The 5,990-nt window shown below is 63.6% G+C and carries 6 protein-coding genes and 1 pseudogene; 3 read left to right on the plus strand and 4 right to left on the minus strand.

The genetic code is table 11. From position 1 onward, the window contains the following. Positions 1-343, plus strand: a 343-nt coding sequence (locus B3T77_RS15355) for a hydroxyacylglutathione hydrolase C-terminal domain-containing protein (protein ID WP_292080685.1), incomplete at its 5' end; no start/stop codon positions are given. On the opposite strand, the gene B3T77_RS15360 is transcribed toward B3T77_RS15355, so the two are convergent. The 4 genes and pseudogenes from B3T77_RS15360 to B3T77_RS15375 form a co-directional block, all read right to left on the minus strand. Then, positions 340-1,056 carry a DUF4908 domain-containing protein gene (locus B3T77_RS15360; protein WP_292080689.1) on the minus strand — a complete coding sequence of 239 codons (717 nt, stop codon included), beginning with the start codon at positions 1,054-1,056 and terminating at the stop codon, positions 340-342. The two genes, B3T77_RS15355 and B3T77_RS15360, sit on opposite strands and share 4 nt — an antisense overlap. A gap of 100 nt (positions 1,057-1,156) precedes the next feature. After that, positions 1,157-1,882, minus strand: coding sequence for an acetoacetyl-CoA reductase (gene phbB / locus B3T77_RS15365; RefSeq protein ID WP_017505756.1), 726 nt, complete (start codon positions 1,880-1,882; stop codon positions 1,157-1,159). Positions 1,883-2,025: 143 nt separating this feature from the next. Then, positions 2,026-3,087 carry an NAD(P)-dependent alcohol dehydrogenase gene (locus B3T77_RS15370; RefSeq protein WP_292080686.1) on the minus strand — a complete coding sequence of 354 codons (1,062 nt, stop codon included), beginning with the start codon at positions 3,085-3,087 and terminating at the stop codon, positions 2,026-2,028. 77 nt (positions 3,088-3,164) lie between these two features. Then, positions 3,165-3,581, minus strand: a pseudogene (locus B3T77_RS15375) (DUF72 domain-containing protein); the annotation flags it as partial. A gap of 71 nt (positions 3,582-3,652) precedes the next feature. On the opposite strand from B3T77_RS15375, the gene B3T77_RS15380 reads away from it, so the two are divergent. Further along, on the plus strand, positions 3,653-4,300 hold the full coding sequence (locus B3T77_RS15380) for a hypothetical protein (RefSeq protein WP_292080687.1): 648 nt from the start codon (positions 3,653-3,655) through the stop codon (positions 4,298-4,300). 63 nt (positions 4,301-4,363) lie between these two features. After that, positions 4,364-5,974, plus strand: a complete 1,611-nt coding sequence (locus B3T77_RS15385) for a DNA-directed RNA polymerase (RefSeq protein ID WP_292080688.1) — start codon at positions 4,364-4,366, stop codon at positions 5,972-5,974. Positions 5,975-5,990: the final 16 nt, after the last annotated feature.

Here is a 5,990-nt window from a genome sequence, read left to right on the forward strand (position 1 = left end):
CTTCACCGGCGACACCCTGTTCGCCCTGGGCTGCGGTCGGCTGTTCGAGGGAACGCCCGAGCAGATGTTCGAGAGCCTGCAACGGCTGAAGGTCTGGCCTGATCAGACCGGGATCTGGTGCGCGCACGAATATACGGCGTCGAACGCGCGCTTCACCCTGAGCCTGGATGACCGGCCCGAGACCGCCGCCCATGCCCAGGCGATCTTCGAGGCGCGCGCGCGGGGCGAACCGACCGTGCCGACGACGCTGGGGGTGGAGAAGAGGTTCAACCCGTTCATGACCGCGACGGACGCGGATCAGTTCGCCGCGCGCCGGGCAGCCAAGGACAGCTTCCTGGGTTAGCGGTTCAGGGCGTCTCCGCCCACGACTCGCACGATCCGGGCCGACGACGGTCGGCCGGCGATGCCGGCGTCGGCGTCGATGACGATCCTCAACGTGCCCTGGACCAGGCTGACGCCCGGACGTCCTTGATCCGATACGACGACGCGGCGCACCCGCTCGACTTGGGCGCGCAGGTTGGAGGATCTGGCCATGCGCACGATGGCGTCGCTGGCGGCCGAGACGGTGTCGGCGGCAACCTGTTCAGAGCCGGGCTGGATATCGACGTCGATGACGATCAGCCGGCCCATCGCCTGGCTGGCGCGGTAGCTCTGGCGCATGAAATATTCGACAAGCTGAGCGCCCGTCATGGCCGCGCTGGCCAGGCCCTGTGCCTCGCCGACGCGCGAAGCCGGCGAGCCTTGGGGGGTCGCGGTGGTATAGAGTGTCACGGCGCCGTCGGGCGTGACACGCAGTACCTGATCGCCGTTGTCGTTGCGGTAGATGATGTCTCCGCGCGGGGCGGGCGTGGGCCGCAAGACCCAGACCTCGGTCGACCGCTCCAGCCGCATCAGCGGCCGCGATCCGGAGGTGTCCAGGATAAAGCCCTGGCCGCTGCTGCTGACGTAGCGGGCGGTCGGCGGCACGGTCCGGCGGGACTGGGCCTGGCTTTCGGACGGGATGACCACAGGCGCGACGACGCCCACGCCGATGACCGCGATGGCGGCGACCGCCATCGCGTTCACGCGTGGCGACTTTTTCGCCCTGACCGATCCCAACAACTTCATGACAGACTTGATGAAACCCGCGCGCGGCGGATTTTGGGCGAAGCCCGCCTCAACCCACCAGGTACTGACCGCCGTTCAGCGACAGTGTGCAGCCTGTGACATATCCGGCACGCTCGCCCACGAGCCAGGACACCATGTCGGCGATCTCCTCGCCCTTGCCCAGGCGGCCGACGGGGATGTGGCTGATGATGCCTTCCAGCACCTTGGGGTCCATGGCGCCGACCATTTCGGTGTCGATATAGCCGGGCGCGATGCAGTTCACGGTCACGCCCTTGCGCGCATTCTCCAGAGCCAGCGCCTTGGTGAAGCCGATCATTCCTGCCTTGGCGGCGGAATAATTGGTCTGGCCGATCTGACCCTTCTGACCGTTGATCGAGGAAATGTTGACGATGCGCCCGTGGCCCCGGTCGCGCATGCCGTTGATGACCTGGCGCGTCATGTTGAAGACGCTGTCCATGTTGACGCGGATCACGTCGGACCACTGGTCGTGGCTCATCTTGTGGAAGAAGCCGTCGCGGGTGATGCCGGCGTTGTTGACCAAGATGTCGATGGGGCCGAGCTGATCCTCGACCTCCTTCACCGCGCGGGCGCAGTCGTCGAAGCTGCCGACGTTGCCTTTGACCACCATGACGTCCAGCGCATCGGCGATGGCCTTGGCCGCCTCGTCGTTGCCGGAATAGCCGGCGGCGACCTTGAAGCCGTCCTCATGCAGGCGCTGAACGATCGCCTTGCCGATGCCCCGGGTCCCGCCCGTCACGAAAGCTACGCGCGCCATATCGTCTCCTGTCCCTGTGCAGACCCTTAGAAGGCCTTGTCGGAGTTCAGGATTAACGTGCGAGCGCTAGCGCGCAAGGCGAGAATCTGACGCGACGGAAGTTTCATGCCTCCGTCGCGTTTCGTTGATCTTCGTCCCGGCGATCAGGCGGCCAGCTTTTCCATATCGATGACGAAGCGATAGCGGACGTCGGATTTCAGCATCCGCTCATAGGCGTCGTTGATCTGGTCCGGGGTGATGGTCTCGATGTCGCAAGCGATGCCGTGCTCGGCGCAGAAGTCCAGCATCTCTTGCGTCTCCCTGATGCCGCCGATCAGCGAGCCGGCGATGCGGCGACGACGCCACAGCAGCGGCAGGGCGAAGACCGGCAGGCCCTCGGTGGTGAGGCCCAGCATGATCATGGTGCCGTCGCGGGCCAGCAACTGGATGTGGCTGGCGATCTCGTGTGTGGCCGAGACGGTATTGATGATCAGGTCGAACTTCTCGGCCGCCGCCTTCATCGCATCCTTGTCGGAGTTGATCAGGAAGTGTTTGGCGCCCATCCGTTCGGCGTCGGCCTTCTTGCGGTCCGAGGTGGACAGAACGGTGACTTCCGCCCCCATCGCCGCCGCCAGCTTGACGGCCATGTGGCCCAGGCCGCCCAGGCCGATGACCGCGACCTTGGAGCCGGGGCCCACGCCCCATTCCTTCAACGGCGAATAGGTGGTGATGCCGGCGCACAGCAAGGGAGCGGCGACGTCCAGCGCCAGGCTGTCGGGGATGGACAGGACGAAATGCTGATCGACGGTGATGTGGTCGGAATAGCCGCCCTGGGTGATGGCTTCCGACGTGCCGCCTTTCTTGTCCTTGCCGCCGTAGGTGCCGGTGAAGCCGGGGATGCAATACTGTTCGACGCCTTCCTGGCAGGAGGCGCATTCGCGGCAGCTGTCGACCATGCAGCCGACGCCGACGCGGTCGCCTTCCTTGAAGCGGGTGACGTTCGATCCGACTGCCTTGACCACGCCCGCGATCTCATGACCCGGCACTAGGGGGAAGGCCGTGCCGCCCGTCTCGCCGCGCGCGGCGTGAAGGTCGGAGTGGCAGACGCCGCAGTATTTGATGTCGATCAGCACATCGTCCGGGCCCGGATCACGGCGCTCGAAGCTGTAGGGCGTCAGCGGCTTGTCGGCGGCGGTCGCGGCGAAGGCGCGTGTGGCGATCGGCATGGGAATAGTCCTTCAGGCTTTGCATTGAGCCGGCCTTAGATGTGAGGACGGCAGCGGGTCCGCAAGCGTACGGACCGCTATTTCAGCTTGGCGATCAGCGCCTGAGCCGCCGCAGGGTTCCGCACCTTCGCACCCGAGATGAAGTAGGCGAAGACCTCGCCGCGTTCGGCCCAGGTTTTCGCCTGATCCGCCACCGCCTCCAGCTCGGCCGCCGTCATGCCGGTCGGCTCGTCCTCGCGGCTGGACATCAGCCGGGCGTAGCTGAAATCGGCGGTCGCTTCGTCGATCTGGGGCCAGGTCGGCTCCTCGTCATCGACCGCATAGACGATGGCCGCGCCGTATTTCCGGGCCAGATCATAGAACTGTTCGGTGGCGAAGGTCGGGTTGCGAACCTCCAGCGCGTGCCGCAGCCGCACCCCGTCCTTCTCCTTGGGCAACAGCTTCAGGAAGCCCTCGAAGTCCTCGGCATCGAACTTCTTGGTGCCCATACCTTGCCTCACTAATACACAAGCCCTGCACTAAAGGGTCACTTCCCCGGTCGGCTGCTCGTGGCTATCGTCGCGGGATGACTGCATACCATGTTGTTCTCGTCCGCTTCGATGGCGCCCGCGAAGCCTATCCGGTCAACGGCCACGAAGGCTGGTCCGAAGGGGATCGCGTGTTGGTCGAGATGAACTGGGAGACCAAAAAAGAATTCGTTGTCGGCGAGGTCGTCGGCCTGTCGTTCAGCAAGAAGCCATGCAGACACAGCATCGTCACTTCGGAGGAGAACGCAGGGAGATTTGGCGGTGGCCCGGATGCAGTCACAACCGAAGACGATTTCATTCGCTATTTGACGGCGCGTGGCTTCACGGACGTTCAAGCCACATTCGACGATGTTTACGGACAGCCTCCGACGCCTTGGCACGCCGCCTATATCTCAAATTATGACCCTGAACGCTGGGCGACCGTGGACTACGTTCAATCGTCCTCACGGGTGATCCTCATGGGAGATCAGAGTGTGTCGGTCCACGAACCTTCGCAGAACGGCAATCTTTTCTTGCAGCACAAATCGGGCGTGTTGTGGTTTACGCCATACAACCGCATCGAAACGGTCTCGTCTGGCGGTGAACACGTTTATCGGAAAGCCGCTCAAAAGCTTTTCGGAGATTACGTCTATCCCGTTGACGACGGCCGATATGACTACATTCCTTTCACCTACGACGGCGACTGATACGGTCGTCTTACGACTTTCTGACCGCCCTTAAGGGCAGGCCCTGCCTCGATAAATATCGAGGTGAACACCGAAACATATCGACAGAAGGTCGCTCGTCAGATCGACCTTGAGAACGAGTCACGCGCGCTCGGCGCAAGCCGCTATCGTGCGAGCCGCCCCATGCCGTGGCGTAACGAGACCCGCGCCGCTGATGAAGAGGCGGACCTTCCGCCCGGCCGTCAGCTTCTCAAGTTGGCGACGGAGCCGACCGCTGCTGCGATTCGCGAGTTCTGCGAGCGCGTCGATCATGGCGGCGCGGCGCGTGGCGTGGACGCCCACCTGATCCTGTCGCAGATCGGGGCCGACGAAGCCGCTTATCTGACAGGCCGGGTCGCACTCGACGCCGCCGCGAGCGGCATGAAGTTTACCGCCACCTGTATCGCGGTCGCCAAAGCCATCATCGAACACATCCAGATGGACGGCCTTCGCCAGAACCGGAAGGATGTCTTTAAGGGGCTGCTCAAGTCCCAACAGAACGCTTCCTCTCTGGTCACAAGCAAGAAGCGCAAGGCCATCAAGGACATCATGATCGAACACGGGGTGGACCGCACGTTCACCCTGCAACAGCGCGTTCGCGCGGGGGCAAAGGCCCTCGAACTGTTCTGCGATGTGACCGGCCTGTTCGTTATCGAGAGCATCGCGCGCGGCACGAAGGTCATTCGACCGACCGAGGCCGTTCACCGTTGGCTCGAACAACAGCACGCCCGGTGCGAACTGTTAGAGCCGATGCATCTTCCGATGATCGTCCCGCCGCGCCGATGGACCACGCCGTTCCGTGGCGGCTACGTCACCAAGACGCCGGGTGCGCGCCTCGTAAAGGAGACGAACGCCGCCTATCACGAACATCTCCGCACAGTCGAAATGTCCGCCGTTTACTCGGCCGTGAACGCGATCCAATCGACGGCATGGCGAATCAACCGGCCGATCCTCGATGTGATCCGTGAGGTTTGGGACGGGGGCGGCGTGGTGGGTGGTCTACCCAATCGACAACCGCTCGATCTCCCGCCTCGCCCGCCCGAGTTCGCTCACGACGAACAGGTGAAAGCCCGCTGGAAGCGCGAAGCCGCCGACATCCACGACCTGAACTCGGCCAACCTATCGAAGCGACTGGCGATTAGTCAGCGTCTATGGGTCGCGGAAAAGTTCGCTGACGAAGAAGCGATTTACTTCCCGCACAGCGTGGACTTCCGAGGCCGCGTCTACCCGATCCCGTCCGCCGGTCTCAATCCGCAGGGCGACGACATCTGCAAGGCTCTGCTGACCTTCGCCGAAGGCCATCCGATCACCGACGCCGGAGCGGGTGCGCTCGCCATCCACATCGCTGGATTGTTCGGAGTCGATAAGGTCTCGCACGACGACCGAATGGCTTGGTTCTGGGCGAACGAGCATCTGGTTCTCGACAGCGCGAACAACCCTCTCGACGGCGCCCGCTTCTGGGCCGAAGCGGACAGCCCCTTCATGGCTCTGGCCGCTTGCATCGAATGGGCGGGCTACATCCGCGAGGGCGCCGATTTTATCAGCCACCTGCCAGTCAGCCTCGACGGTTCGAATAGCGGGCTACAGCATTTCAGTGCCATGCTCCGCGACCCTGTAGGGGCCAAGGCCGTCAACCTTGTGCCGGATGACCGGTGACGTGACCCCCTGAAAC

Origin of the sequence: Brevundimonas sp. UBA7838, assembly GCF_002500885.1 — a bacterium.
In the GTDB taxonomy this organism is placed as follows: Bacteria; Pseudomonadota; Alphaproteobacteria; order Caulobacterales; family Caulobacteraceae; genus Brevundimonas; species Brevundimonas vesicularis_C.

Coding starts and splice junctions, on each gene's coding strand:
- B3T77_RS15370 (WP_292080686.1), bottom strand. CDS start 3,087: ATGCCGATCGCCACACGCGCCTTCGCCGCGACCGCCGCCGACAAGCCG.
- phbB (WP_017505756.1), bottom strand. CDS start 1,882: ATGGCGCGCGTAGCTTTCGTGACGGGCGGGACCCGGGGCATCGGCAAG.
- B3T77_RS15380 (WP_292080687.1), top strand. CDS start 3,653: ATGACTGCATACCATGTTGTTCTCGTCCGCTTCGATGGCGCCCGCGAA.
- B3T77_RS15360 (WP_292080689.1), bottom strand. CDS start 1,056: ATGGCGGTCGCCGCCATCGCGGTCATCGGCGTGGGCGTCGTCGCGCCT.